Annotated in this window: 3 protein-coding genes; 1 reads left to right on the forward strand and 2 read right to left on the reverse strand. The window is 65.8% G+C overall.

What is annotated here, in order from left to right:
* Nucleotides 1–668, forward strand: a 668-nt coding sequence (locus tag EOA38_RS35600; protein WP_245481007.1) for an amidase family protein, incomplete at its 5' end; no start/stop codon positions are given.
* Between the two features lie 4 nt (nucleotides 669–672).
* Here EOA38_RS35600 and EOA38_RS35605 read toward each other — a convergent pair.
* On the reverse strand, nucleotides 673–1059 hold the full coding sequence (locus tag EOA38_RS35605) for a hypothetical protein (protein ID WP_189350527.1): 387 nt from the start codon (nucleotides 1057–1059) through the stop codon (nucleotides 673–675).
* A gap of 50 nt (nucleotides 1060–1109) precedes the next feature.
* Nucleotides 1110–1789, reverse strand: a 680-nt coding sequence (locus tag EOA38_RS35610; RefSeq protein ID WP_127301420.1) for an NAD(P)-dependent oxidoreductase, incomplete at its 5' end; no start/stop codon positions are given.

Below are 1789 nucleotides of genomic sequence, written 5' to 3' on the forward strand. Positions count from 1 at the left end.
ACGCGATCATGGCGGGCGAGGAGCCGACTTCTCTCCAGCCCATCCCGCTCGCCGGCCTGCGTGTCGGCATCCCGCGCGGCGTGCTCTTCGACGAGACGCAAGCCGAGGTCGCCGCAGCCTTCGAGCAGTGCATCGGCAAGATCGGACAAGTCGGCGGACGCGTCGCCGACTTGCCGATCGACGATCTCATCGCCGAGATGCGCGCAGCGACAAAAAGGGCTTCGATCGCGTCGATGGAAGGTGCGGAAGTGCATGCCGATTGGCTGGCTGCCGGCGCGTCGGTGCCGGTCGATCCGCATGTCAGCGGGCCTTTGTCGCGCGCGCTGACGGTTCCCGCTTCCGCCTACATCAGGACAATCCGCCGCCGGACAGAACTGGTTGCGGCCATCGAGGAACGGCTGCAAGCGATCGATGTGCTTGCCCTGCCGACCGTGCCGATGGTTGCGCCGTCCATTGCGGCTATGGCCGGCGATGAAGCGCTGCGAGACCGAACGGAAGGTCTGTTGCTGCGCAACACCCAGGTCGCCAACCAGTTCGACCTGTGTGCGATCTCGCTGCCCTTGCCTGGCATGAGGCTGCCGGCCGGGCTGATGCTGGTGGCGCGCAACGGTCACGACCGACGTCTTCTCGGCATCGCCGCGGCTGCGGAGGCTTTGCTGAGAGGTTGAGGGCTCAGCGTACCGAGCAGTGGCCGCGCTCGCTGTCCTTCGCTGCCCTCTCGATGCCTGTCGCTACCAGCGTCGGCAGGCTGTATTGCTTGCCATTGAAGGTATGCGGGCGGTTCTCGATCGTGCCGGCAACGACGACCTTGCCGGCATAGAGCTTGTCCTGGAGATCGAGCGCCTTGTCCTGTTGCGGCAGGCCGCCGATGTCGATCGAGACACCCTTGATGATCTTGCCTGAGGCGAGGTCAAGCGCGCTGTTCGAGGGGCAGGGCGCCATCACGCAGCGCAGGCCGTTGTCGCAGGGCACGTAGCTGCCCTGTCCGCCGGCGCCGGCTTCGGCCGCGGACAGGCAGAGGGCAGTGATCAGAAGGGCTGGCGCGACGCTCTTGGTCATGGCAAGAAGGTCGTCGTCAAATCCGGGAAAATTGAGGCGTCCGCCAGACGTCAGTCGGTCGGGAAGCGGCGCCGGTAATGGTCGATCACTTCCGGGTTGCGCAGGTTGACCGGCAATTTGTCGGCAAGCACCAGCAACGCCTCGTTCGCCGCGCCAACACCCATGCGCATCATCGATTCCTCGGTGATGCCTGCCATATGCGGGGTGACGATGACGTTGTCGAAGCCGAAATAAGGATGGTTCGGCGGCAGCGGCTGGGTCGCGAAGACGTCGAGCGCAGCTCCGCCGATGCGGCCCTTTCGCAGGGCTTCGATCAACGCCTCGTGATCGATCACCGGTCCGCGCGAGACATTGATCAAAAGCGCATTGGGCTTCATGCGGGCGATGCGCTCGCGGCTGATCAGGCCGCGCGTCTCTTCGGTCAGCGGGCAGCAGAGGACGATGATGTCGCTCTGCTCGACCAGCGCGTCGATCGACAGGAAGCCGACGCGCTCGGGCGCCGGGCGCAGGCTGCGCGTCGTCGCCACGACATTGAGGTCGAAGCCGTGCGCGGCGATATGGCCGACGGCCTGGCCGACCGCGCCGAGGCCGACAATGCCGACCGTCTTGCCGGCAAGTTCGCTGGTGGAATTGGCGTGTTCGCGCCCGGCGAGCCAGCCCTTGGCACGCAGGTCGCGATCCATCACGCGGAAGCGCCGCAAGAGCGCGAGCGCCACGAACATCACATGTT

It is taken from the genome of Mesorhizobium sp. M1E.F.Ca.ET.041.01.1.1, assembly GCF_003997355.1.
Taxonomy (GTDB): Bacteria; Pseudomonadota; Alphaproteobacteria; order Rhizobiales; family Rhizobiaceae; genus Mesorhizobium.